This window comes from Halobellus litoreus, from assembly GCF_024464595.1.
In the GTDB taxonomy this organism is placed as follows: Archaea; Halobacteriota; Halobacteria; order Halobacteriales; family Haloferacaceae; genus Haloquadratum; species Haloquadratum litoreum.
The window spans coordinates 454,500-479,480 of the sequence record NZ_JANHAW010000002.1; the positions used below are offsets into that span (position 1 = coordinate 454,500).

The 24,981-nt window shown below is 66.9% G+C and carries 25 protein-coding genes; 20 read left to right on the plus strand and 5 right to left on the minus strand.

Annotated elements, in window-relative coordinates; all coding sequences use genetic code 11:
• Positions 1-528: 528 nt before the first annotated feature.
• The 9 genes from NO360_RS09780 (at position 529) to NO360_RS09820 (ending at position 9,093) form a co-directional block, all read left to right on the plus strand.
• Positions 529-1,647 (plus strand): ABC transporter substrate-binding protein, encoded by a 1,119-nt coding sequence (locus tag NO360_RS09780; protein ID WP_256307621.1) that lies wholly within the window; start codon positions 529-531, stop codon positions 1,645-1,647.
• Between the two features lie 269 nt (positions 1,648-1,916).
• Positions 1,917-2,261, plus strand: a complete 345-nt coding sequence (trxA, locus tag NO360_RS09785; protein WP_256307622.1) for a thioredoxin — start codon at positions 1,917-1,919, stop codon at positions 2,259-2,261.
• 178 nt (positions 2,262-2,439) lie between these two features.
• The gene (locus NO360_RS09790; RefSeq protein WP_256307623.1) at positions 2,440-3,324 is read left to right on the plus strand and encodes a hypothetical protein; all 885 of its coding nucleotides are present in this window, start codon (positions 2,440-2,442) and stop codon (positions 3,322-3,324) included.
• A 109-nt stretch (positions 3,325-3,433) separates the two neighbouring features.
• Entirely contained in the window at positions 3,434-3,808 is a 375-nt protein-coding gene (locus NO360_RS09795; protein WP_256307624.1) for a cupin domain-containing protein, read from the plus strand.
• Between the two features lie 247 nt (positions 3,809-4,055).
• On the plus strand, positions 4,056-4,361 hold the full coding sequence (locus NO360_RS09800) for a putative quinol monooxygenase (protein ID WP_256307625.1): 306 nt from the start codon (positions 4,056-4,058) through the stop codon (positions 4,359-4,361).
• 63 nt (positions 4,362-4,424) lie between these two features.
• On the plus strand, positions 4,425-5,636 hold the full coding sequence (locus NO360_RS09805) for an MFS transporter (protein ID WP_256307626.1): 1,212 nt from the start codon (positions 4,425-4,427) through the stop codon (positions 5,634-5,636).
• A gap of 330 nt (positions 5,637-5,966) precedes the next feature.
• Entirely contained in the window at positions 5,967-8,030 is a 2,064-nt protein-coding gene (locus NO360_RS09810) for a glycoside hydrolase family 15 protein (RefSeq protein ID WP_256307627.1), read from the plus strand.
• Between the two features lie 83 nt (positions 8,031-8,113).
• Positions 8,114-8,353 (plus strand): glutathione S-transferase N-terminal domain-containing protein, encoded by a 240-nt coding sequence (locus NO360_RS09815; protein ID WP_103991847.1) that lies wholly within the window; start codon positions 8,114-8,116, stop codon positions 8,351-8,353.
• Positions 8,350-9,093, plus strand: a complete 744-nt coding sequence (locus NO360_RS09820; RefSeq protein ID WP_256307628.1) for a DUF63 family protein — start codon at positions 8,350-8,352, stop codon at positions 9,091-9,093. Before NO360_RS09815 ends, NO360_RS09820 begins: the two co-directional genes overlap by 4 nt.
• Positions 9,094-9,212: 119 nt before the next feature.
• On the opposite strand, the gene NO360_RS09825 is transcribed toward NO360_RS09820, so the two are convergent.
• Entirely contained in the window at positions 9,213-10,292 is a 1,080-nt protein-coding gene (locus NO360_RS09825) for a two-component system sensor histidine kinase NtrB (RefSeq protein WP_256307629.1), read from the minus strand.
• 328 nt (positions 10,293-10,620) lie between these two features.
• Between NO360_RS09825 and NO360_RS09830 the strand changes: the two genes are divergently transcribed.
• The 10 genes from NO360_RS09830 to NO360_RS09875 all read left to right on the plus strand — a co-directional run bounded on the left by NO360_RS09830 (position 10,621) and on the right by NO360_RS09875 (position 21,122).
• Positions 10,621-12,609, plus strand: a complete 1,989-nt coding sequence (locus NO360_RS09830; RefSeq protein ID WP_256307630.1) for a thiamine pyrophosphate-binding protein — start codon at positions 10,621-10,623, stop codon at positions 12,607-12,609.
• Between the two features lie 279 nt (positions 12,610-12,888).
• Entirely contained in the window at positions 12,889-14,538 is a 1,650-nt protein-coding gene (locus tag NO360_RS09835; protein ID WP_256307631.1) for a glutamate synthase-related protein, read from the plus strand.
• 94 nt (positions 14,539-14,632) lie between these two features.
• The gene (locus NO360_RS09840; protein WP_256307632.1) at positions 14,633-14,905 is read left to right on the plus strand and encodes a hypothetical protein; all 273 of its coding nucleotides are present in this window, start codon (positions 14,633-14,635) and stop codon (positions 14,903-14,905) included.
• A gap of 119 nt (positions 14,906-15,024) precedes the next feature.
• Positions 15,025-15,453 (plus strand): hypothetical protein, encoded by a 429-nt coding sequence (locus NO360_RS09845; protein ID WP_256307633.1) that lies wholly within the window; start codon positions 15,025-15,027, stop codon positions 15,451-15,453.
• A 19-nt stretch (positions 15,454-15,472) separates the two neighbouring features.
• Entirely contained in the window at positions 15,473-16,426 is a 954-nt protein-coding gene (locus NO360_RS09850) for a DUF3179 domain-containing protein (protein ID WP_256307634.1), read from the plus strand.
• Between the two features lie 125 nt (positions 16,427-16,551).
• Positions 16,552-17,046 carry a hypothetical protein gene (locus NO360_RS09855; protein ID WP_256307635.1) on the plus strand — a complete coding sequence of 165 codons (495 nt, stop codon included), beginning with the start codon at positions 16,552-16,554 and terminating at the stop codon, positions 17,044-17,046.
• 111 nt (positions 17,047-17,157) lie between these two features.
• Positions 17,158-18,177 (plus strand): NAD(P)/FAD-dependent oxidoreductase, encoded by a 1,020-nt coding sequence (locus tag NO360_RS09860; protein ID WP_256307637.1) that lies wholly within the window; start codon positions 17,158-17,160, stop codon positions 18,175-18,177.
• Between the two features lie 110 nt (positions 18,178-18,287).
• Complete coding sequence (locus NO360_RS09865) at positions 18,288-19,724, plus strand: dihydrolipoyl dehydrogenase (RefSeq protein ID WP_256307638.1); 1,437 nt, start codon at positions 18,288-18,290, stop codon at positions 19,722-19,724.
• 79 nt (positions 19,725-19,803) lie between these two features.
• Positions 19,804-20,160 (plus strand): hypothetical protein, encoded by a 357-nt coding sequence (locus tag NO360_RS09870; RefSeq protein ID WP_256307639.1) that lies wholly within the window; start codon positions 19,804-19,806, stop codon positions 20,158-20,160.
• 179 nt (positions 20,161-20,339) lie between these two features.
• Positions 20,340-21,122 (plus strand): sulfite exporter TauE/SafE family protein, encoded by a 783-nt coding sequence (locus NO360_RS09875; protein ID WP_256307640.1) that lies wholly within the window; start codon positions 20,340-20,342, stop codon positions 21,120-21,122.
• A gap of 69 nt (positions 21,123-21,191) precedes the next feature.
• Here NO360_RS09875 and NO360_RS09880 read toward each other — a convergent pair whose 3' ends face one another.
• Positions 21,192-21,515, minus strand: a complete 324-nt coding sequence (locus NO360_RS09880; RefSeq protein WP_256307641.1) for an ASCH domain-containing protein — start codon at positions 21,513-21,515, stop codon at positions 21,192-21,194.
• A 102-nt stretch (positions 21,516-21,617) separates the two neighbouring features.
• Here NO360_RS09880 and NO360_RS09885 point away from each other — a divergent pair, with 102 nt between their 5' ends.
• Positions 21,618-22,421, plus strand: a complete 804-nt coding sequence (locus tag NO360_RS09885) for a DUF7847 domain-containing protein (protein WP_256307642.1) — start codon at positions 21,618-21,620, stop codon at positions 22,419-22,421.
• Between the two features lie 90 nt (positions 22,422-22,511).
• Here the strand turns inward: NO360_RS09885 and NO360_RS09890 are convergent, their stop codons facing one another.
• The 3 genes from NO360_RS09890 to NO360_RS09900 all read right to left on the minus strand — a co-directional run bounded on the left by NO360_RS09890 (position 22,512) and on the right by NO360_RS09900 (position 24,981).
• Positions 22,512-23,156: a helix-turn-helix domain-containing protein gene (locus NO360_RS09890; RefSeq protein WP_256308515.1), complete on the minus strand. Its 645-nt coding sequence runs from the start codon at positions 23,154-23,156 to the stop codon at positions 22,512-22,514.
• Positions 23,157-23,303: 147 nt separating this feature from the next.
• Positions 23,304-24,197 (minus strand): alpha/beta fold hydrolase, encoded by an 894-nt coding sequence (locus tag NO360_RS09895; protein ID WP_256307643.1) that lies wholly within the window; start codon positions 24,195-24,197, stop codon positions 23,304-23,306.
• 109 nt (positions 24,198-24,306) lie between these two features.
• Positions 24,307-24,981, minus strand: a complete 675-nt coding sequence (locus NO360_RS09900) for an AIM24 family protein (protein ID WP_256307644.1) — start codon at positions 24,979-24,981, stop codon at positions 24,307-24,309.

The following is a 24,981-nucleotide window of genomic DNA, read 5'->3' on the forward strand; positions in this document are numbered from 1 at the left end:
CGACCGCCGCGGTCCGGAACGACGGACATCGAGGTCGACGGTTCCGCGTGGAACCGCGCGACTGAGGGCGTTCCCGGCGATTTTCAGGCGGAGACACTCCGGCGAGCAGTTCAGCACTGCAGGGTGGTCGTCGGGAATCGTCTCTTCGACGAGACGGCGTACGTCGCTAGTTTGTATTTAACAAAAAATTGGGTAGAGACGCGAACGTACTAACAGACGTACAAATGTGAGGACTGAGCGTTGCCGTGCGTACGCGCCGATTGCGAACGATGGCCTCTGCTCTATTCCACGTGAAAACGCGGCGCTCCTACCCGAGTGGCGGGCCCAGAGAGACGACAGACGGTTGTCGTGCGGCCGCGACACTCGTCCACTAGTTCGACAGCGATCAAAAACGTCTGGTTTGTAAATAACAAAATGTGATCCAGCGGTCGGAGGCTTCGAGAGCAGGACTCGAGGAACGAGACCGCCGACTTCGCCCACGGGCACACAAGTTTTATATATCATAGATTAACATTAGGATACAGTACTATGAGCAGCGATAGTCACAGTGAAACCATCCGGCGGCGTCGCTTTCTCAAACTCGGGGTCGCCGTCTCGACCCCACTGTTGGCGGGATGTGCAGGGGGGGCCGACGATTCCGGGACCGAGACTGCGACCGACACCGAATCGAGCGGAGACGAGGGCGGCGGTGGGACGACGAGCGGCGGAACGACGACGATGCAACAGGCCACGGAGGTGACGATCGGATACATCCCGTCGATGGCCCACGCGCCGTTGCAGAAACCGAGCTACGCCGGTGGATTCGAGGAAGCCGGGATCGAACCGACATACCAAGCGGTCGCGGGGAGTTCGAGACTGTTCAGTTTCCTCGCTGCGGGGGACCTGGACGTCGCCGGTGCGGCTGTCGGGGCCGCCGCGCACAATTCCCTCAACCGAGATCTTCCGGTCGAGGTCGTCGCACCGCTACACTCGTATCCACCCGACCCCGAGGCCGCCGGACCGGATCCGCTGCTGGTGAGCGCGGCGTCGGGTATCACGGAGATCAGCGAACTCAAGGGCGAAACGATTGGCGTGAACACGCAGGGCTCGGCGATCCAGTGGGCCAACCATGCGGCACTCCAGACGGCGGGGCTCTCGATAGAGGACGTCAATCAGCGGACGATGCCGTTCCCCGATATGATCCCGGCGATGCAGAACGGATCGATCGTCGGCGGCGTGATCCCCGAACCGCTCGCGACCGTCGCGAGCCAACGTATCGAAGTGAATCGACTCGCGGGGAACATCTTGCCGGGGGCGCTCCTCACCGCGACAAGTTACAACACGGACTGGGCGGAATCGAACCCAGAGGCCGCCGACGCGTTTATGACTGAATACCTGCGGGGCGCTCGCGCCATTCAGGGACGCTGGACCGCCGAAGAGAACCTCCAAATGATCGCCGATTACATGGACGTTCCGACAGACCTGATCGAGTCCGCCGGGAAGCCGTACATCGATCCGAATCTGGAAATCGATCGGGAGTCACTCGCAGACATCGAATCGTTCCTGATGGACCGAGGCCAACTCGACTACGACGCTCCGCTGGAGTACGAGCAGAAGGTCAACGATAGCTATCGGCAGCACGCGCTGGAAACACTCGGCGAAGTCTGAGTACGATGCCCGATCCGGAAAAACTATATAGATTTTGTATCCTCAGAACCGATCGTATAATCGTGTTTTAGCGGCTAAAAAGGATAAATCAGGGTCCTTGGTGCTCTCAATCTCGTTTTAGAACCTAACTATATATTATCTGGTCCGTAAGAACAGTACGCGAAATCGACGACGGATCCGCCGACCTTACGGACCGAAGTGACGCGAACGTTACCCGGTTACCGAGCGGTTCGCTAACGATTAACAGGGTAGAACCGCTACTATCGATGATGGAGACGAATTCTACGCGGTCGGCGGAGCAGTCGGCGGCAGCGGCCGAGGAGATCACAGAGGAAGAGGCCTTCGACCGACTGATCCGCGAAGAACGGCAGGTCCTCGTGGACTTCTACGCGGACTGGTGCGGTCCCTGTCAGTTGATGGCCGAAACGGTGGAGGAACTCGCAGCGGAGTGCGACGCGGCGGTCGTCAAAATCGACACCGAGACGCTTCCGCAGGTGGCCCATCAGTACGGCGTGCAGTCGATACCGACGTTTCTCGTTCTCGACGACGGCGACGTCGTAGACCGACTGGTGGGGGTGCAGAACAAGGAGGCCTTGGCGCGACTCGTCGAATGACTGTCGAGAGGTGCACCCACGTCGAGGGCGGCGCTCGGACGAGAGTGGCTGGGCCTTCGGACAGAACCCACTGAGGAGGTGACCGCTCGCTCACTTGAGGATTTTAGCGGTTGCAGCGACATCGTACGAACACGATGTCGAAAGTCCCAGCCGCTAGATCGGGTGACCCGCCAGAGAGATGAGCCCGGAGACGCCCTCTGGCCGGCTCCATAGCGTCCTCGAACTCGGAGCGAACCTTCGGGGCGCGTTCGCCGACCTGCTCTCACAGGAGTTTTCCTACTCGACGGGGCACGCCGCCGCGATCCTGAGCGGGTGCCTGTTCGCGCCGTCGCTTCTGACCTTCTGGTTCGTCAACGGGCTCCTCGATTTCTCGACCGCCGTCGCTATCGGTGCAGTGGCCACCCCGGCCGGACTGCAGGTGCGATTGCTCGCGTACGTTCTCCTCGTACCGACGTTCCTGATCGCGAGGGCCGTCGTCCACCTGCTTCACCCGGTTCACCGGGCGCAAGTCCTGGACGGGTCGTGCCCGAACACGCAACTTCTCAGCCTCGACTGGGTCAGTATGGGCATCCTCGCGACGGGGCTTCCCCTGGCGCTACAGAACTTCGGACCCTGGATCGGGATGAACGCGGTGTTCGTGTTCGGCGTGTTCGTCCTTCCGCGTGCGCTTCCCGACCGTAGAGCGGAAGGCGTCAAGCTCGTCGCCCTCGTCCTCGGTGGACTCGTCTTCCTGTACGCGAACTACGGTGCGACACTGACCGGGGTGCCGCACCCGTCGACGATCCTCGGCCCGGTCGCGACGTTTTCGCTCGGGGACGCCACGACGGAGCGGCTGTTCCGGTTCGCCAACAGCGTCGTCTTCGGTCCCTTGGTGATCGGACTGTTCGGGATCGCGATGAACCACCTCCTGACGAGACCGGAACTCGCCGAGATCCCGGTCGTTCGGCACACCCTGCCACGGCGTGATCCCGACGCGGTCGTCCTGACGAGTGCGGTGTTCGGGACCGCGTTCTACCTCGTCGTCGTCGCGGTCGTGACCGGGACTCTGGTGGTGGTTCCGTAGCTGTCGCGATCGGTCGACTCCGAGTACTCGCCGATCCGCCGCCCTGTCGTCGGTCGGTCACACGGACCCGCCTCCGGGTTTTATTGCGTTCCCAGTAGACGAGGCACCGATGGCTGACCAGTACGAGATGATCGAGGTCGAGGCGGCTGAACTGGAGCTCTCGGAGAAGTCCGGGACGCGGAATATCGACCTGGGTGAGGCCCTAGGGTGCGAGAAGATGCGACCCAGAATGTGGTTCGTCGAGCCGGGACACGACCGCAAGCGGTATCATTCCCACGAGGAGCAAGAGGAGTTCTACTACGTGCTCTCGGGACCGGGCCGAATGCGGATCGCCGGCGAGACGCACACGATACCGGAGGGGACTGCGGTTAGGATCTCGCCGGAAACGCCTCGAAAGACGTTCAACGACACCGACCGCGAACACGTCTGGTTGGTCGTCGGGGCCCCCGCCGTCGAGGACCCGGGAATCGTCCACGAGGAGTGAGCCTCTCGTCGATCGACGGTCGGCGGGTCTTGCTGCGCGGTGTGGGGTCGACGGGGAACCGCGACCCTTCTCCGAGTCGTGCGCTCGGCGCCGACGTCCGCGAACGGCGACTCGATGCTCGAATCGGATCCGGACGGTCTCGAGTGCGGAGAGTCGTGAGATACGATACCATAGTACTATCGCACTCGGGCGTTCGTCACGCATCGCTGGGGCGCGTATATACCAATCGCGACCGTATCGCGTAGGTATGATCGTTCTTGATGCGGTCTTTCCGATCGATCCCCAGAAACGCGAGGAAGCGATAGAGCTGTTCGGAGCGGTCGCCGAAGCGTCACGGGCCGAAGACGGGGTACTCGAGTACCGCGTCGCGGCGGGCATCGACGACGAGAACCGGTTCCAGTTCTTCGAGCGCTACGAGGACGACGCGGCCTTCGCCGCTCACGGAGAGTCCGAACACGTCGAGCGGCTCGGAGCGGAGCTTCCGGACCTGCTGGCGGGCGAACCCGAGGTCACTCGATTCGACGTCGACTCGGCGTCGGCTGTCGAACTGTAACTCGGCTACCCGGCGGTTACCGACAGTTTTTGTCACTCCTCGCCATCGGGGAGGACACCCAGAATGGAGTCGCGGAAACGTCGGGTGCTGGCGGTGATCGCAGCGGCCGAACTACTGGCGATGTCGCTCTGGTTCAGCGCGACGGCCGCCGCTCCCGAGTTGGCCGGCGAGTGGGGGCTGACGGCCGCCGAGACGGCCTGGCTCACGATCGCCGTGCAGTTGGGATTCGTCGCGGGTGCGCTCGTCTCGTCGGTTCTGACGTTGTCTGACGTGGTGCCGCCTCGGTACCTCTTCGCGGGTTCGGCCGTCGGCGGTGCGGCCTGCACGGCGGCGATCGCGGGATTCGTCGACACGGCGATGCCGGCCATCGTACTGCGGTTCCTGACGGGGGTGACGCTCGCCGGCGTCTACCCCCCGGGAATGAAGATACTGACCGGCTGGTTCAGAGACGGACGTGGGTTCGCGATCGGCGTGTTAGTGGGGGCACTGACCGTCGGATCGGCGCTCCCGCACCTCCTCCGGGCGCTCGGCGGCGTCGGCAGTCCGAGAGTCGTCCTGTACGGCGCTGCCCTGTTGGCGACAGTGGGTGGATTGTTGGCGCTGTTGGTGGAACCGGGACCGTATCAGGCACCGACCGCACCGTTCGATCCCGGTGCGATCGGCCGGATGCTGCGGGACCGCGGAACGATGCTCGCGAACGGGGGGTACTTCGGGCATATGTGGGAGCTCTATGCGGTCTGGACGTGGATCCCCGCGTATCTCGTCGCGAGCATCGCCGCCAACGGCGGGAGCGGTGCGTCCTCCGGAGTGGCGTCACTGTTGGCGTTCAGTGCCATCGCAGTCGGCGGCGTCGGTGCCGTGTCCGCGGGGGTGGCCGCCGATCGGTTCGGACGAACGACCGTGACCATCGTGAGTATGGGTATCAGCGGCGTCGCCTGCGTCGCCGCGGGGCTGCTGTTCGGCTCCTCGCTGTATCTCCTTGCCCCGTTCGTGCTGATCTGGGGGGTCGCCATCGTCGCCGACTCGGCGCAGTTCTCCGCGGCGGTGTCGGAACTGGCGGAGGAGTCCTACGTCGGGACGGCGCTCACGCTGCAGACCGCGATCGGGTTTCTGCTCACCACGATATCCATCCAACTGATCCCGGTAGTCGTCGACGCCGTCGGCTGGCGGTGGGCGTTCGCTCCCCTGGCGATCGGCCCCGCGATCGGGACGCTCTCGATGCTCCGCCTCAGGGGCCTTCCCGACGCCTCGAAGTTAGCAGGCGGCCGCAAGTGACTGCTGTCCCAACGAGCTTCGGACTGACGGGTCGCTCGTCGGGACCGACGGTCCGGTCAGTCGGGCGTCATCGGTACGGGATTCGAGAGGCGGGGCGCGGCTTGTCGCCCGTCTCGGGAGGTCCGATGCGACGGAGGTTGGACTCAGGTGCTGGGCGACCCGTCCGGCACACGGAACCCCGACCGGAACCCTGACGCCACGGCGCGGCCCGGTCGCCGATCGGAGGTGAGGTGTTCGACGGGCCCATTGGGGTGCCGCTATCGCCCCGAAGGTGCGAGACGGTCACACGCACCCGGCACCTTCATTATGTCACTGAATGATAATTCTTGGATGGTCGAACCCGAAGCCGATTTCACCGTCCCCAGCGACAAAGACGCGATCACGAGCACGCCGGCGGGACAGAGCCAGCACGTTCTCGTGACGGCGAACCGCTACGCGGACAACCCCCGGTACCCGTATCGCGGCGCTATCGTCGAGGAGACCTCGGCGTTTCGGTCCGACGTCGAGCTGTTCTACGACCTTCATTCGATGGTCTGGGACGCCGACCTCCGGGAGACGCACGACATCCGCAACGACGCGGTCGAAAGCAGCCTCGAATGGGCGTCGGCGGCCGTCCCCGAACTGCGGCTCCGCAACGAGTTCGAGTTCGGCGACGGGACGAGCGGGAGCCTCGAACAGCACATCGTCGCGAGTTCGAACCAGTGTTCGCTGCTCGTTCGCAACCGCGCGAGCTTCGACTCCGCCCACGAACGCACGCTCTTCACCGTGTTCAATCTCGGTATCAAGGGCCACAGTCACGAGGACCCGAACGCGGTACAGGCCGCCCACGTCGTCCACGCCGAGGACTGCGACGTTCTGACCGCGACCGACGGTAACCGCCACGTGGCGTTCGCACAGGCGTACGACGGGTCGCGGCGGTTCGACGGGCACCGAGTCGGACACAGCGGCCGTCAGTCCGGCCCCGAGCGCAGCGCCTGGGCGGACATCTACGGGGAGAACGACGGTTGGATCGACGAGACGGAGAGCGGAAGCGGAAACCTCGACGCCGGGTTCGGCCTGTTCGTCGACGACGAGGAGTCCGTCGAGTGGCTGACGGCGGTCGGCTTCGCGACCGAAAGCGAGGAGAAGGCGATAGAACACGCCCGCAACGCGTTGGATGCGGGGTACGAGTCCGAACGCGAGGCGTTCGATCGCGCGTGGCGGGACTGGCACCGGAATGTGCGAGGGGAGCCGACCGGCGAGGCGGTCGTCGACGACCTGTACGAGCGCTCGCTGACCAGTCTGAAGTGCGCCGAGGACCACTGCGAAGCGATGATCGCGGGCGCGTTCAAGCCGACCGATATGACGTACAAGTTCATCTGGCCCCGCGATCAAGTCATCATCGTGCAGGCGCTGGCCGCCGCCGGGGCGTTCGACGAGGCTCGACAGGCTCTGGAGTGGCTCGACCGCGTCCAGATCACCGACGGAGACGAGGAGACGCACGACGACCGCGGCATCGACCGCCGCGGGACGTGGTGGCAGAACTACTACACGACAGGCGAACCGCACTGGCGGGCCCTCCAGTTGGACCAGGTCGGGGGACCGATCTACGCCCACTGGCTCCTCTGGCGGGAGACGGGCGACGACGACGCGCTCGAAGAACACTACGAGATGAGCGAGCGGGCGGCGACGTTCCTCCTGGAGTGGGACAACGGCGACGGGTTCCCCCGGAAGCACCAGGACCCCTGGGAGGAGGTGTGGGGCCACTCGACGGAGGGGAGCGCCTCGGCGATCGCCGGACTCCGCTGTATGGCCGAGATGGCCGAGGAGACCGGCGACGAGGAGTTCGCGGCCGAGTGCCGGGAGTGCGCCGCCGACTGGGCGGACAACTTCGAAACCTACTGCTTCCGGACGAACACGCCGTACGGCGACCACTACGTCACCGCGGCCGATCCCGAGTACGGCGAGCCCGCGCCGGACCAGCGACCGGACGCCGCGGCGTTTATGGCCTACTGGCCGTGGAACGTCCTCGACGCCGATGACGAGGGGCTCGTCTCGACCGTCGAACTCGCCGACGACCCGGCCTGGCGGGCGGACGACACCCCCTGCGTCGGGCGATACCCCGGAGACGTGTACACGCCCAGCGGGACAGCGGAGGACGGCGGATGGCCGCTCTGCGAGGCGTACGTCGACGTCGTCCGGTGGCAGTCCGGCGTCGATCCGGACGCGGTGGCCGACTACGTCACAGAGCACGCCGGCGAGTGGACGACCTCGGCGGGGCTCCTCCCCGAGCGGGTCGACGCCGACGGCACCGTGAGCTGGAACTCGAACCTCCAGTGGAGTCAGGCGATGTACGTCCTGCTCGTCGAGAGCCACCTGCGCGGGGAGCCGTACGGACTCGCCCCGGGAGAGTGACCGTCGGTGCGTAGCGGCGAGTGGCGGTTACCGCGGCGTTAGCGGGAATTCAATACGACGGAGGTACTTCACACGACCAGAGAATGCTCGAACTATACCGGCTTCGGGGGTGTCCGTACTGCGAGAAAGTCGAACGGAAGCTCGACGAGCTCGGACTCGATTACGAGCGACACGACGTGCCCTCGTTCCGGTTCCTCCGATCGGAGGTGAAGGAAGTGAGCGGGCAGTCGGGGGTGCCGGTTCTCGTCGACACGGAGAACGGCGTCGACGGGATGGCAGAGAGCGACGACATCGTGGCGTATCTCGAACGCACCTACGGGTGATTCCAGCCGCGGTCCGGCAGTCGCTGCGACGCTGGGAGATCGGAGTGACGCCCGCGATGGTCGCCTCGACGTTCCCCTGGTTCGGCGTCGTCGGGGCGGCGTACGCGACCCAGCAGGCGGTCGCCCTGCCGAGGCTTCTCGACCTGCTGTTTCGGTCGCCGGCGGCGTATCTCACAGTCGGTTCCGTCGTGGTACTTCTGTGGTTCACCGTCGAGCGAGTTCGACCGGGGGCACAGGCCCCCGTCACGATCGTGGGCGGGGTCGCGCTCCTCGCGATCGGTGCGCTCGCCCTCGCGCTCGACCTGTTCTCTCGCGGCAGCGAGGTCCTGCTGTGGAACGGCGTCGCGGTCGCATTCGCGCTCGGAGCGACCGCAGTCGTGTGGGGGATCTACCGGTGGAGAGACTCGGACGCCGTCTGGGTGGGACTCGGGAGCGGCGTCCTCTTCGCACACGTGCTCGACGCGGCCACGACCGGCGTCGGATTGGCGGCACTCGGGACCGTCGAACGGAATCCGATCGCCGCGTCGATCATCGCGATCGGTGACACGGCGGCGCTCGCCCACTCGGGGATCGCCGTGTTCCTCGTCGTAAAAATCGCCGTGGCCCTCGCGGCGGTCTCGATACTCGCTGGATCGGCCGAGTCCGGGCGCGAAGAGGCCGCGATACTCGTCGTCGCCGGCGGCGTCGGGTTGGCTCCCGCCGTTCACAACCTCGTCCTGTTTTCGCTCACCGTGTCGTGACCTGCGACGTCGTTGCCTCCGACGACTCTCTGACCGGATCGGACACCGATCGACGCCGATCGATCGTGCGCATACGGTCAGACAGAAGTCCGTGGCTACAATAGTTCTCTCCGGCAGTGTCAGGTGGTTTCCGACGACACCGTCAGGCCGGTGAACTCGAATCGCGTCCCGCCGTCGTCGCTGTCGGTGACGGCGACGTCCCACCCGTGGCCGTCGGCGATCTGTTCGACGATCGCCAGTCCGAACCCGGTACCGCTCTCCTCGGAGGTGTATCCCCACTCGAACAGTCGCTCGGTCTGCTCGGTCCCGATACCCGGACCGTCGTCGGCGACGTAGAATCCGACCGCGTCCGGCGATTCGATGGGTTCGACGGTGAGATTCACGCCGGACTCGCAGTGCTGGACCGCGTTCCGAAAGAGGTTCTCCAGCAACTCCTGCAGGCGGGACGGGTCCGCCGAGAAGGTGAGCGTCGTCTCACAGTGAAGCGTCGCCTCCCCGGCCGAGACGGACCGCCACGCGCGACGGCTCACGTCCTCCAGCGCGACCGGCTCCTGTGCGCCGACAGCGTCGCCCTCCCGCACCAACGCCAGTAGTTCGTCGACGAGTTCGTCCATCCGATCGACGGCGTCCTGCGCCGCCTCGAAGTGCTTCGGATCACCCGTTTCGCGTGCGAGGTCGAGGTGGCCGTCGACGACAGAGATCGGGTTCCGGAGGTCGTGTGAGAGCACCTGCGCGAACTGTTCGAGTCTGTCGATCTTCTCTTCGAGTTGCCGCCGGTGTTCCACTCGCTCGGAGACGTCCCGAAGGATGGCGACCATCCGCGTCGGCGACCCCCCGTCGTCGAGCACCGCGCCCGAGATCTCGGTGGGGACCCGCTCGCCGTCCCTGGTGAGACACGACAGGTCGTCCGTCCACCCCGACCCGGACTCTCTGACCTCCGAGATGAACTGGTCACGGACGCGGTCGATGTCGTCCGGATGGATGGCCGCGGGATCCATCCCCAGAAGCGTCTCCTCGGCGTATCCCAGCAACTCACACGACGCGGGATTGACTTCCACGATCTCCTCGGCGGCGAAATCGACGATCATAATCGCATCGTTACTGTGCCGGAAGAGCTTCCGGTATCGCTCCCCGAGAGCGGTGTTCGACCGATCGGCGGAGGGCGTTGCCGACCCGGAGCGATCGTTATCTCGTGGCATTTTGGGGTCCGTTTCCGTGGATCATCGGCAGTCTGGGATGCGCGACTTCACCGGCTAATTAGATATACTTTGTTGCCCGGAGAGACGGAGACGGGGTCGGAATCGGCTTCGGCGGTCTGGGGGGAGGTGACGCCGGTTGCCGATCCCATCGGGATGTGGTCCCTGACGCATATAATTTCGCGGCAACCACGGGGTAACGAAGTGACCGGGACGTAACCGTGGTGCCGGGGGAGTCGGGGTGTCGATCCGGCACGCGGGTAACACCGCTCACGGGGTAACCAAGCGGTTACCGCACAATTAGGTGCGTCGGCACGAATCGAGCGGGCATATGGGTTCAGAGACCTCGGAGAACGGATCGGACGCGACCGTCAGCTGGTACAAGGCGCTCTCCCCTGACGAGCTGCCGGAAGGCCGAGTGAAAGCGGTCAGCTGCGGCGGGGAGACCGTCGCGGTGACCCACTACGACGGCGAGTACGCCGCGCTCGACAACGACTGCCCGCACCAGGGGGGCCCGCTGGGAGAGGGATCGATCGAGGCCGGGTGTCTCCGCTGTCCCTGGCACGGCTGGGACTTCGACCCGCTCACGGGGGAGACGCCCGGCCCGCACGACGACCGCGTCGGGACGTACCCGGTCGAGGAGCGGGAGGACGGCATCTACGTCGGATTCCCGCAAGAAGACCCCCACGAGCGAACGGTTTCGGACGTGATCGCCGAGACGCTCGTCAACTGGGGCGTCAGACACGTCTGGGGCATCGTCGGGCACTCGAACCTCGGCCTCGCCGACGCGCTGCGTCGAGAGGCCGACCGGGGGACCCTCTCGTACTACGGCGTCCGTCACGAGGGGGCGGGAGCGTTCGCCGCGTCCGCCTACGGGAAACTCACCGGTCGCCCCGCCGCCTGTTTCTCCATCGCCGGCCCCGGCGCGACGAATATGCTCACGGGGCTGTGGGACGCGAACGTCGACCGATCGCCGACGATCGCGCTCACCGGCCAGGTGGACTCGCAGGTGCTCGGTACCGGGAACTTCCAGGAAGTCGACCTCGAGGCCGCCTACGGCGACGTGGCCGAGTTCGAGGCGACCGTCCTGCCGGACAGCCGACACGCCGAACTCGCGACGCGGGCGGCGAAGACGGCGATCCTCGAACGGGGCGTCTCCCACCTGATCTTCCCCGACGAGATCCAGACGCAACCGGCGGCGGGCGTCGACGCCGGCGACCCAGAGGGGCGGATCACCGACCGGGACATCAGTCCCCCCGAAGACGCCCTCTCGGACGCGGTCGAACTGCTGGAGACCGCAGAGCGGCCGGTCATCGTCGTGGGGCACGGGGCCCGCTTCGAGATGGACGGGATCGTCGAACTCGCCGAGCGGTTCGACTGTCCGATACTGACGACGTTCAAGGCGAAGGGCCAGGTTCCAGATTCCCACCCCCTCGCCGCCGGGGTCCTCGGGCGGAGCGGGACGCCGATCGCGAGTCACTTCATGAACGAGTCGGACCTATTGGCGGTCTTCGGCGCGAGCTTCTCGAATCACACCGGCATCGCGGAGTACAAGCCGATCATCCACGTCGACTACGACGCGATGACGCTCGGGAAGTTTCACAGCGTCGACGTCCCGGTGTGGGGCGAGATCGGCGTCACCGTCGGTGAGCTCCGGGAGCGACTCGGCGACGACCTCGCCGCCGAGAGCCAGCGCGAGGAACTCGCAGAGCGGTGGGAAATCTGGCGCGAGGAGAAGGCGACGCGCCGGGGGGAACCGCCCGAGAGAGGCGTCAACTACGCCACCGTTTTCGACGCGATGAGTCGGGTCGTCCCCGACGACGCCATCATCCCCGTCGACGTGGGGAACAACACCTACGCGTTCGGTCGGTACTTCGAACCGGCGGGGCAGGCGGTGTTGATGTCCGGTTACCTCGGCTCGATCGGGTTCGCGTTCCCGGCGGCGCTGGGCGCGTGGGCGGCGACGCGAGAACCCGAGTCGCGCTTCTCCGGTCGGCCCGTGGTCTCCGTCTCCAGCGACGGCGGGTTCGGCCAGTACCTGAGCGAGTTCACGACGGCGGTGAAGTACGAGATGGACCTCACGCACGTCTTGCTCAACGACGACGAACTCGGGAAGATCAGCAAGGAGCAGCGCACGGGCGGGTGGGACGTCTGGCAGACCGACCTCGTCAACCCGGACTTCGCGGCCTTCGCGGAGAACTGCGGCGGTCACGGTGTCCGCGTCAAGAACGAAGACGACCTCGAAGCCGCGCTGGAAGAGGCGATCGCGTACGACGGCCCGGCGCTCGTCGAGATCCTCACCGACTCGGACCCAGTGTGAGGGTCGCTCACGGCACCGTCTCCCGGTGTTGCAAAGGGATTACACGGCCGCCGCGTTACTTTATGAGTCCGGCGCGGTTGGTCTCGCGTGACCGGGACGCCGCCGACTCGGGACGCGGTCGCCGCACCCGTTCGTACTGCGGCGGCATTCCGGTGCGATCCGACGCTGACGCAGGACAATTATGACACGCGATCCATCCGATACCGATCAGGACCGACTGCGGGCGAACCGACGAGCAGTAGCCGACCAGCGCTGGCGGGCGCCAACGCGGAGGGGACGATGAGCCGGCCGGCCGCAGACGATCCCCGACGCGTCGCGACGTGGAGCGAGCTGGCCGACCGGGAACCGACACACGCGCGGGTCGAGGGCGTCGACCTCGTCGTCATCCGGTACGACGGGGAGGTCTCGGTCCTCTACGGTCGGTGTCTCCACCGCGGGGTGTTGCTCGGCGACGGCCGCGTCGACGGGCACAACCTCATCTGCGGCGTTCACGGGTGGGACTACCGCGTCGACACGGGCATCAGCGAGTACGACAACTCGGAGGTTCTCGCGAAGTTCACCGCGTGGGTCGACGAGGACGAGGACGTCGTGTTCGTCGACGGGAGCGAGGTCGCCGAGTGGGCCGAGGACAACCCGCAGCCATACGACGAGCCCGAAGCGGCCGACAGCGCGGCGAACCCCGAGTTCTACGGCGATCCCGACGAAGACGCGGATCCCCACACCCACTACATCCAGAAGCTCGCCCAGCGGGGCGCGGAGGGAATCGGTGAGCACGGGAGCGTCTCGGCGATGGGCGTCCCACGATCCGAACTGCCCAGCTGGGACGACCTGCAGATACTGACGGCGCAGCTCGCCCGCACCCCGCTCGACGACGAGGCGCCCGTCGACACGGAACTGGTGATCGGACCGAGCGCCGAGAACCCGCTGGAACTCGACATCCCGATCTTCGTCAGCGATATGAGCTTCGGTGCGCTCAGCGAGGAGGCCAAGATCGCAATCTCGAAGGGGGCCGAACGGGCGGGGACCGGCGTCTGCTCCGGCGAGGGTGGGATGCTTCCCGAGGAGCAGGCGGCCAACTCGCGGTACTTCTACGAGTACGCGACCGGGAAGTTCGGCTGGGACCTCGACCTCGTCGAACGTGTGCAGGCGTTCCACTTCAAGGCCGGCCAGGGGGCGAAGACCGGGACCGGCGGCCACCTCCCGGGCGAGAAGGTGCAGGGTCGTATCGCGGAGGTCCGCGACCTCGAACCCGGGACGGACGCGGTGAGTCCCTCGCGGTTCGACGACCTGCGAACGCCCGAAGACTTCGCCGCGATGGCCGACCGCGTCCGCGAGGTCGGCGGCGGGATCCCCGTCGGGTTCAAGCTCTCCGCCCAGCACGTCGAGGACGACATCGACTTCGCGCTCGACGCCGGCGCGGACTACGTCATCCTGGACGGACGGGGCGGCGGGACCGGTGCGGCGCCGGACGTGTTCAAGAACAACATCTCCGTGCCGACGATGGCAGCGCTGGCTCGCGCCCGGCGGCACCTCGACGCGCGCGGTCGCTCCGACGTGACGCTCATCGCGACGGGCGGCCTCCGCACGGAGTCGGATTTCATCAAGGCGATGGCGCTCGGCGCCGACGGCGTCGCAGTCGCCAACTCCGCGATGCAGGCGATCGGCTGTCTCGGGATGCGGGCCTGCGACTCGAACAACTGCCCAGTCGGGATCGCGACCCAGCGGGAGGACCTCCGGAACCGGGTCGTGATCGATTCCGCCGCCGAGGGCCTGCAGAACTTCTTCGAGGCGACGGTTTCGTTGATGAAGGTGATGGCCAGAGCCTGCGGACACGACAGCCTCTCGGGATTCGAGCGCCGCGATCTGACGACCTGGAAGGAGGAGATCGCCGATCTGACCGGCGTCGAGTACGCGGGGGTCGGCCGATGACAGGCCGGCGGACGCCGTATAAAACTGTCGCTCACGTGTACGGCCGGAGGCGGCGCGCGGTAGCGACATTATCGTTCGACACGTTTCGTGAGCTATGGAGACGAGCGCGACAGCCCCGGACCCGACACCGGAACGGGCGGACGTCATCCCCGATTCCTATGCCGTCCACGTGGGCGCAGAGCGCATCGACGTCTGGCAGTACCGGATCACCATCTCCGATCCGGACGGGGCGTGGCACTTCGTCGAGACGCTCGACCGGGAGAAGGACCCGAAACTCTCGATGGACCAGGCGTCGCCGATGCCGCCGACCGCGGCGGGATACTGGATATACAGCCGAACCTACGACTGCGAACTGGACTGTGAGTAGCGGCATCGACCGCGGCCCGGCGAGCGTCGAGCGCGTCTCGACATCGGACGAGCCGGAACCCGCGCTCGGTTCCGCGCCGTTGGGATGGGTCTTTAGGCCCGGGGGGCGTGCGTAGCGGTATGATATCAAATACCAGACTCTACGGCGCGGCGATCGCCTTCGCCTCCGGCCTGTACTCGCTGTGGAGCGCGTCGATGGCGACGCAGATGACGACGAGCGGGTGGCTGATGGGCCTCCTCGGCGTCGTCGTGCTCGTCCACGGCGCGATCCTGCTCACCGGCTACGCGGCCAGCCTCGGCGACGCCAGCGGTCCGCTGATGATCGTCTACTCGCTCGTGATGCTCCTCAATCAGGCTCTCCTCGGGACCGGGATGATGAACGGCGGCGCGATGGGCGGGAGCCAGATGGGGATGAACGGCGGGATGGGCGGCAGCCCGATGACCGCCGGGATGGGGTGGGACGCCGGGATGGTCGCTCTCGCCGCGCTGATGCTGGTGAGCGGCGTGATAATGACCCGGGACGGGAGTGCCAGTACCGATGGGATGTGAGCCGTCGTCACTCTAACGTATGAACGTCAGATCCGTCCTCCCGAGAGACGCGATTCCGAGTATCGACGACCCGACGTTCGGCCGGGGTTACGTCGGCGAGGACGACGACGAGGTCATCGTCGTCGACGACGCGTCGCCGGCGCGCGCGTACCCGGTCCGGATCCTCAGTTACCACGAGATCGTCAACGACGCCGTCGGCGGGCGACCGATCGCCGTGACTTGGTGTCCGATCTGCTGGAGCGCGGCGGTCTACGACCGGACCGTCGACGGCCGGACGCTGACGTTCGGGACGTCGGGAAAGCTCGCCGACGACGCCCTGGTGATGTACGACCGGGAGACGGGCACGGAGTGGCAGCAGACGACCGGAAGGGCGATCGCCGGCGAACTGGAGGGAGAACGGCTACGAACGCTCGCGGCGCCGATCACGACCTGGGAGCGCTTCGCGGCGGAGTACCCCGACGGCGTGGTCCTCCAGCCGGTCCGCGGGGGCGAGGCGGAGCCCGGCCGATCCGCCCGGGACGCCTACGACATACGCTCGTACGATATGGGACCGTACGAGCGCTACGCCCGGAGCGACGAGTTCGGCCTCTACGGGATGCGCGGCGAGGGCCGAAAGCGGACTTGGGACCGAAAGGACGTGGACGCGAAAACGGTCGTTCTCGGCGTCGAACGCGACGACGAGGCGGTAGGCTATCCGATCGATCATCTCGAAGCCGTCGGGGGCGTCGTCACAGATTCGGTGGGCGGTCTCGACGTGGTGGTGTTCGCCGCGGACGGACGCGGCGGGGTCTTCGAGGATCCGGGATTCGCCTTCGAGACCTCCCCGGGGACGGTCCGCGGCGACGGTGCGACGTGGGACCCGACCACGGGGCGGAGCTCCGACGGGCGGTGGCTGGACCGGGTCCCCGCGCGGCGGCTGTTCGCGTTCGCCTGGCAGGACGCACACGGCCCGGATTCGTTCGCCGGAACCTGAGTCTGCCGTCCGGACGGAACCGCCGAGCGAGTAGCCGTCCGTCGGTCATAGGCCCGTCTCGACTGTGTGCGCGCGCTACAACAGCCGCGTACGTTCAAATACCGGAACAGAGACCACACAACGTAATGGGCGCGACAGACGGTTCGACACCGGCGATGGTATCGGGATCCGATTCGACGAGGTGGCTGTCCTACGGCGGCGCGGTATTCACCGCGCTCGTCGCGGGCATCCACCTGTTCCATCCCGATCACGGGATACTCGGGCTGGCGAGCGCGCTGACCGCGAACCCGGCCGCGCTCGCGTTCGACCCCCGTCCCGTGGCGTTCGTGCTCTCGGCGACGGGGCTGTTCGTCGGACTCTCGCTGAGCCGGAACGCGCCGAACCGCCGACCCTACTACGCCGCCGGCGTCCTGCTCGCCGCGACGTACTTCCTCGGATACTTCGCCTGGCACTTCACCGGTCACGGCGGGTTCCTCCCCGGCCGCGAGCCGCTGTTTCACGGTCTCTCACCCGTCGAGAACGTCGTGGTCCACATCACTGGTGACGCCTGGGCCGCGGCCTCGAAACTGGCCGAGGCGGGGATGATCGCAACGCTGAGCCTGCTGTACCGACGGGGGTGACCGGTAGCGACGCCCGACTGGCCTTGTCCGCCCGTTCGCGATCGGATCGAGTGTGAAGCGTACTTGCCAACCGGAGACACGCTTTTTTATATTGCCGCTGACTGACAGCGTATGACGGAGGACCTCCCTACCGAGGAGTACGAAGTCGTCGTCGTCGGCGGTGGGCCGGCCGGACAGACCGCGGCGCTCTACAGCACCCGTCTCGGACACCAGACGGCGCTGGTCGACCGCGGCGGCGGACGCGCCGCGATGATGCAAGAGGTGCACAACCTCATCGGGGTTCGAGAGGAGACGAGCGGGAACGAGTTCCTCGGCGTCGGGAAGGAACAGCTCGAGGAGTACGGCTGTGACCTCCACCGAGATATGCTCACCTCCTGTCACCGGACCGAGGACGACGCGGTCGAGCTGTGCGGAAACAGTGCAAACTACCGGGCGCAGTACGTCGTGCTCGCGACGGGGTTCAACGACGTGCGGCCGGAGCCGCCGCTCCCCCGGACCGGCCGCGGTCTCCACTACTGTCTGCACTGCGACGCCCATATGTTCGTCGACGAGTCGGTGTACGTGATGGGCCACTCCGAGAGTGCGGCCCACGTCGCCGCGATTATGCTGAACTTCACCGACGAGGTCGACCTGCTCACCCGCGGGGACGACCCCGAGTGGAGCGACGAGACGGATCAGATGTTGAGAAACCACCCCATCGACGTGATTCACGAGGACGTTTCCGGCGTGCAGAACGGCGAGGACGGCTGGCTGAAGGCCCTGGAGTTCGAGGACGGGTCGGTCCGCGAGTACAAGGGCGGGTTCGCGATGTACGGCGCGGAGTACAACAACGGCCTCGCGCGAGAACTCGGCTGCGACCGCAACGACGACGGCACCGTCGCCGTCGACGACCACGGACAGACCTCCGTCGAGGAGGTGTACGCGGTCGGCGACCTGACGCCCGGGCACAACCAGGTCCCGATCGCCCTGGCGGACGGCGCGAAGGCCGGCATCTCGATCCACTTCGGGCTCCGGGACTTCCCCCGGGACCCGGACGTCGTCGAGGAGGCGGGGCCGGTCCGCTCCGAGGAGGTCCCAGGAATACCCGACGACTTGCTCGAACAGGCGGTCGACTTCCACACTTACGACTGAGACGGCCGACCGGAGAACCGCACTCCCGACGCCACGGCGGTTGGATCTCTGAACCGGATTACCGTCGGGTAGCTTCCACATTCATTACCCGGCGCGCCGAGTGTGACCGTATGCAGGAGTTCGACTTTCTGGTCATCGGTTCTGGTTCTGGACTCGACGTGGCGAACGTCGCGGCCAATCAGGGACAGTCCGTCGCCGTCGTCGAGAAGGGACCGCTCGGCGGAACGTGTCTCAACCGGGGCTGCATCCCCTCGAAGCACCTGCTGTACCACGCGGACGTCCTCGAGACGATCGAGCGCGCCGACGAGTTCCACATCGACGCGACCGTCGACGGCGTCGGCTTCGCCGACATCGTCCGCGAGGTGAACGAGGAGGTCGAGGCCGACTCCGAGTCCATCCGCAGCGGCCTTCGCTCGTCGTCGCAGCACGAACTGTTCGAGGGCGAGGGGCGGTTCGTCGACGACCGGACCGTCGAGGTGTCGGGCGGGGAAGACGACGGGGCGCGCCTCCGCGCGGACACCGTCCTGATCGCCGCCGGCACCCGTCCGTCGGTCCCGCCCATTGACGGCATCGACGACGTGGAGTTCCTGACCAGTACCGAGGCCCTGCAACTGGAGACGCCGCCCGAGCACCTGGTGATCGTCGGCGGCGGGTACATCGCGGCCGAACTCGGGCACTTCTTCGGGACGTTCGGGAGCGAGGTGACGGTCGTCGGTCGCCGCCCGAACCTCCTGCCCGAGGCCGACGCGGAGGTCGCCGAGGCGTTCACCGAACGCTACGCCGATCGCTTCACCGTTCACACGGGCCACGCCGCCACCGCTGTCTCGGAAGATGACGGATACGTGACCGTCGAGGCGCGGCCGTACCAGTACGGCGACGACGGCGGCATCGTCGAAGACGCGGATCCCGTGATGGTGACCGGCGACGAACTGCTCGTCGCCGCGGGGCGGGTGCCCAACACCGACACGCTGAACCTCGACGCGGCCTGCGTCGAGACGGACGCGCGGGGGTTCGTCGAGACCGACGAGTACCTGCGAACGACCGCCGAGGGCGTGTGGGCGCTCGGCGACATCGTCGGCGAGTACCTGCTCAAACACAGCGCCAACCACGAGGCGCGGGCCGTCGCGCGAAACGTCTTCGGCAACGAGCCGGAACCGGTCGATTACAGCGCGATGCCGTTCGCCGTCTTCGCGTCGCCGGAAGTCGCGGGCGTCGGTGCCTCGGAGAGCGACCTCCGCGCCGCCGAGCGCGAGTACGCGACGAACACCTACCGCTACGGGGACACCGCCCGCGGCGACGCGATGAAGGCCGAGGGGTTCGTGAAGGTGCTGATCGACCTGGAGGGCGAGATTCTGGGCTGTCACGTCATCGGTCCGGAGGCGTCCTCGCTGATCCAGGAGGTCGTCGTCGCGATGAAATCCGGATCGGGGACCGTCCGGGACGTCCGCGAGGCCGTCCACGTCCACCCGGCGTTACCGGAGGTCGTCCAGCGGGCGTTCTCCGGGCAGTTCACCCGCGGTGGCGGCGGACACCGACACGACCACTGATTTCCGGTTACGCGCGTGTAACTCCGTTACCGGTTCGTTCGCGTGAGCTTTTGATGCACCCGAGAGTAGCAGAGAGCGGATGACGAAAGCAGCGATCATAATTCTGGCAGGCACGGAGGGACACGCAAACGTCGGTCGAGTCGTGAACGGACTCGAGACCGCGAAGGAGTTCGCCGAGACCGAGGGCGACGAGGTCGAACTCATCTTCGACGGCGCGGGGACCCAGTGGATCCCGGAGCTCGAAGACGAGGACAGCGATTACCACGGACTCTATCGGGCCGTCCGCGAGAACGCCTCGGTATGTGACTTCTGCTCCGGCGCATTCGGCGTCGCGGACGCCGTCGCCGACGCCGGCGTCGTGACGCTCGACGACCACGACGGCCACCCGAGCATCCGCTCGCTGGTCGACGACGATTACGAGATCATCACGTTCTGAAACGGACGGGTGTCGCTACGTGCCGGCGATCGCTCCCTCGGTATTTCGATCGTCGGTGAGAGAGGACAGCCGTCCGGGTACGGCGCGAACCGGTTGCGCCGTCGACAACGGAACCACTATTTTCGAACGGCGCGAACGCGAGGGCAGGTCGATCGACGAATGGAGGACACCGACGACAGATGGTAACGCTCACGTGGACGCTGGTCGCGGCGGTGACGCTCGTCGTCGTCGTCGCCGGAGCCACGAACGGCCTGGCCGGGTTCGGGTTCGCCGTCGTCGGCACGATGGCGCTCGCGACCGTGATCGATCCGGCGACGTCCGTCGTGTTCATGATCGTCCCGATCCTCGCGGTCAACGTCTCGCTGGTGCGCGACCTCTCCCCGCGGGAGCTACGGACCTGCAGTCGCCGCTTCTGGCCGCTGATCGCTGCCGCGCTGGTCGGAACCGTCGTCGGGATGGCCGTCCTCGAGAGCCTGCCCGAGGCACCGCTCCGCGTCGGCCTCGGGATCCTCTCGCTGGGGTTCGTGCTCGTCGCCCAACAGCGGGTCCCGCTCCCGGCGTGGTTGACCCTCAGCGACAGCGAGGTCGGGCAGACGCCGCTGGCGATGGCCGTCGTCGGCGGCGTCTCGGGCCTCCTGTTCGGCGGCACCAACGTCGGCGTGCAACTGATCGCGTACCTCCGGAGCTTCGATCTCTCGCACGGCCTGTTCGTCGGCGTCGTCGCGCTGGTGTTCCTCGGACTGAACGGGATTCGGGTCGCTATCGCGGCCGCCTTCGGACTCTACCCGAGCGCGGCCGTCGCCGGCGCCTCCCTCCTCGCGGTCGTTCCCGCCGTCGCGGGCGTCGCAGTCGGCAAGCGCCTCCGATCGGCGGTCGGCGAGCGCCCCCGACGGGCCCTCGTGCTCGGACTGCTGACCCTCGTGGGCGTTCGTCTCGTCACTGGGGGACTCGGCATCGCGTGAGAAACCGGCCGAGCGGCGGGCGTCGCGCGCCGCCGTTCACCGACGGACTGGAGACCCCCGGCGCAGTGGTCACTCGCTCCGTGCGAACCGGTAGGTCAGCACCTCGTCGCTGTCGTCCCACTCGAAGTCGCCCGGGTGGACTCGCTTCATTCGCTCCTTGTACGCCGCGAGCGACTCCGATCCCTCGCGCCGCGCGTCGGCGTCGGTGAACTCGCCGAGCGTCCGCCGCTCGACGCTCGTCACCTCGAACGCCTCGCCGTCGATCTCGAAGGTGTCGCCCTCGCTCGCGTACCGGTTGCTCGCCCCGCGGGTCAACTGGGTGATCTCTCCGTCGCGGACGGACTGCTGGACGCGGTCGTTGGGCAGGATGTCGTCGGCGTCGATCTCCGCCATACCCCCCCTTACACTGCCACCGTCAAAATCCCATCGCGTCTGTTCCTCCCTCCGAAGCCGACGGGACCAAGGTTTACCGTTCCTGGCGGCGAGTCGATACGTATGGCCGCCCTGAAGTCCCTCCGTCCAGCCGCCGGTGCACTGGCACGAAACCCGATACTCGCCGCCGTGGTCGCCGTCTTCGGACTGATTCAGCTGCCGCAACTGGCGCTCCAGACCGCACAGCCGCTACTGGCGGCGCTCGTGTCGCTCGCGCTGACCGGCGTGTTGATCGTGGTTGCACCGTTTTTCCAGGGCGGTATCATCGGGATGGCCGACGAGGCGCTATCGGGCACCACGGGCCTCGACACGCTCGTCACCGAGGGGACGTCCAACTACGTCAGCCTCCTCGTCGCGTATCTGGCCGTACTCGCGGTGAACTTCACCGTCGGACTCGTGGCGTTCTTCGCGGCGATTTTCGGGGGCGCGGGCCTCCTTGCGGCTGGGGGCGCGCCTCGGACGGTAGGGGTGGGGGTGTTCGCGATCGTCGGCGGACTCTTCGTGCTCGCGTACTTCCTCGTCGCGTTCTTCATCCAGTTTTACGCCCACGCGATCGTCCTGCGGGACGCGGGGATCGTCGCGGGCTTCACGCGGAGCGTCGGCCTCGTCCGTCGGAACCTCCTGCAGGTTCTCGCGTACTCGCTGCTGCTGCTCGTCGGCAGCGTCGTCTTCGGCGGCATCGGCGGCGTCGCCTCGCTGCTGGTGTCCTCGCAACCGACACCGTTCCCGCTGCCGGAGCCCTCGCTGCCGCTGTTGATCGGAGCCGGCGCGGTCTACGTGGTCGCGATCGCGATTCTGGGCGGGTTCTACGCCACCTATTCGGTCGCCTTCTACCGCGCTCTCGAAGACGCGAGTCCGACGGCGTAGCGGGGCCGCCTCGGTCAATCGACCCGCCTCGTTCCGCCGCTCTGCCCCAGACGGTCAGTCCATCGCGGTTCGTCGTCCGCCCACGACCCGTCAGTCCGTCTGCGCGTACTCTCGAATCACCGCGGCCTCGGCCTTCCGCACCAGTTCGCCGGCCGTGCTCGTCGAGCAGTCGAGGGACGCGGCGACGTCCGCGATAGTGCCCTCGCGGGGGACCTCGTAGTACCCCGCTTCGACCGCCGTCTCCAGCGCCGTCTGCTGCCTATCGGTGAGTCCGGACGGCGATTCCGCCCGCTCGAACCGGCGGACTCGCTCGATGTCGACGTCGGCGAGATCGGACAGCGCTTCGTGGAATGCACTGAGCGCCGCCGCCTCCCCGACCGCCTCGAACCGCACCGAGCCCGCCTCCAGGAAGACGACCGGCGGAACGAAGATCACGCGGGCGTCCGAGATCGCGCCCAGGAGCGCCGGCGCGAACTCGTAGTCGTCCTGCCGGAGGAACGCGTACGTCCCCTCGACGTCCTCGACGAAGGCGCTCACCCCGAGCGAGTCGATTGCGCGGACGGCGTCCGCCGTCGCGTCCGGGCTGCCGTCGAACCAGAACAGCGTCGTCGCGTCGGCCGTGGGACTCCACTGCAGCAACTCGGCGCGGGTGATCGGTCCGGCGTCGACGAGCCGCCGGTGCAGCGGGTGCAGGAGGTCCTCGGGGTACCTGGCCGAGAACTGAACGCGTTTCATTCCGTCGTCGAACGGTGTTCGGGCGGTCGGCATATCACTTCCTGTCTCCGATCGCAGACCCCGAATCGACGCCGACCCACCGGCGTGCGTCCCGCGAGTCGTCGCCTCGGACCGCTCGCGACGCTGGACGGCCCCGAATAGCTCTCCTCATTGGTGCTCCGCCAGAATCTCGGGGACCGAGCGGAGCAGCGTCCGCAGGTGATCGGCGTCGTCGAACACCCGCAGTTCCGCGGCCGGGAGGCTCGACGCGAAGCGCCGAACGCCCGAGATCGGAACGTTGGTGTCCCGTTCGCCGTGCCACAGCCTCACGTCCGCGCCGATCTCTCCCAGGTCTACGCCCCAGTCGGATCCGGCGTGTCCGAACTCGGTCACCACGCCGCTGCGGTGGTGGGCGACCGCTTCGAGGAAGTCCTCGCGGACCATTTCGGCCGCTCGCTCGGGAACTGTCGCCGCCGTGTCTCCCGTAGTGTACTGGGCCAGGACGAACGACGGGTCGCGGCGTCGCGCGAGCCACGCCTGCGCGCGGAACGCTCCGCGGAGGAGCGCAGGCGTCGTCGTCGCCATCCCGCGGAGGAGGCGCTGTACCGCGGGCGTCTCGTCGACGAACTCGGGCGGGGGAGCCCCGGCGACGACGTCGACCCGCTCGATCCGGTCCGGACGCGTTGCTGCGGCGGCGAACGCGTACGGTGCGCCGCCCGAGAACGCGACGAGGCCCGCCGTGTCGACGCCGACGTCGTCGAGCACCGGGGCGACGAAGCGTTCGGCGTCCCGGACCGATCGCTCCGGCCACGGCGACGACCGGCCGTACCCGGGGCGGTCGGGCGCGAGGATCCGAATCCCGTGCTCCCGTGCGGCCGCCTCGAACAGTTCCCCAAGTCGGCGGGACCCCGGCGTTCCGTGGAGAAACACCACCGGGGTGCCGCCCGCCGGTCCGTACGCCGCGTACGTGAGTCGGCGGTCCGCCGCCAGCGACACGGTCGTCGTTCGCTCTCGGTCTCGCGGGGCTTCCCCGCGGGACGATCGGGGGGCTTGCGTCATCATACGTCGGAGTAGGTCCACTGTTCCCGTGGATGTGGTGCCGTATTGATCCGGCGGTTTTTACGTCTCTTCGGTCCGTCGGCCGCTCGCGCTGCGATTCCGTTCGGCTCGGCTACTGATTCTGACTCTGCGTGACCGACCCCTCTTCGTGGGGCTGGACGACGACGAACCCCTCGGATCCCGTGAACTCCATCTGGATAGACTCGCCGGAGGTCTGCCCGATCTCGAACTTCTTGTTCATCTCGAACGACGGCGAGAGGTCGGCGCTCCAGGCGACGGTGGCGTCCGGGTCGGTGAAGACGGGCGGCGTCATCACGATCGGATCGCCGTGCGTCGTGATCGCGAGTTCTCCGGGGCCGGTGAGGTAGACGTTGGTCAGACCGCCGGCGGCCATCCCCGAGAGGCTGCTGACGGTGTTGATCTCGTACTCGATGCTCGACTCGAACGCGAGGACGTCGTTTCCGTTGACCGATATCGATTCGCCCTCGTCGAGTTCGAGCACCTGGATCTTCTTGCCCTTCTCGGCCACGTAGAGGTGCCCGTTGCCCTCCGCTCTCATAATCGGCGTTCCCTCGCCGCTCACCGCCTCCTTGACGAATCCGGTGATGCCGCCCTCTGCGGACGACTTGCCCGTGAAGGTTATCTCGCCGGTGTACGCGATCATCGAACCGGCCTTCACCATCACCGTCCCGTCGAGCGGGACGTCGAGCAGCCGGTTGTTCTCCTTCTGGAATCCATCGCTCCCTTCGACAGGAGCGTTCGCTTCAGTGAACTCTTGCAGATCCAT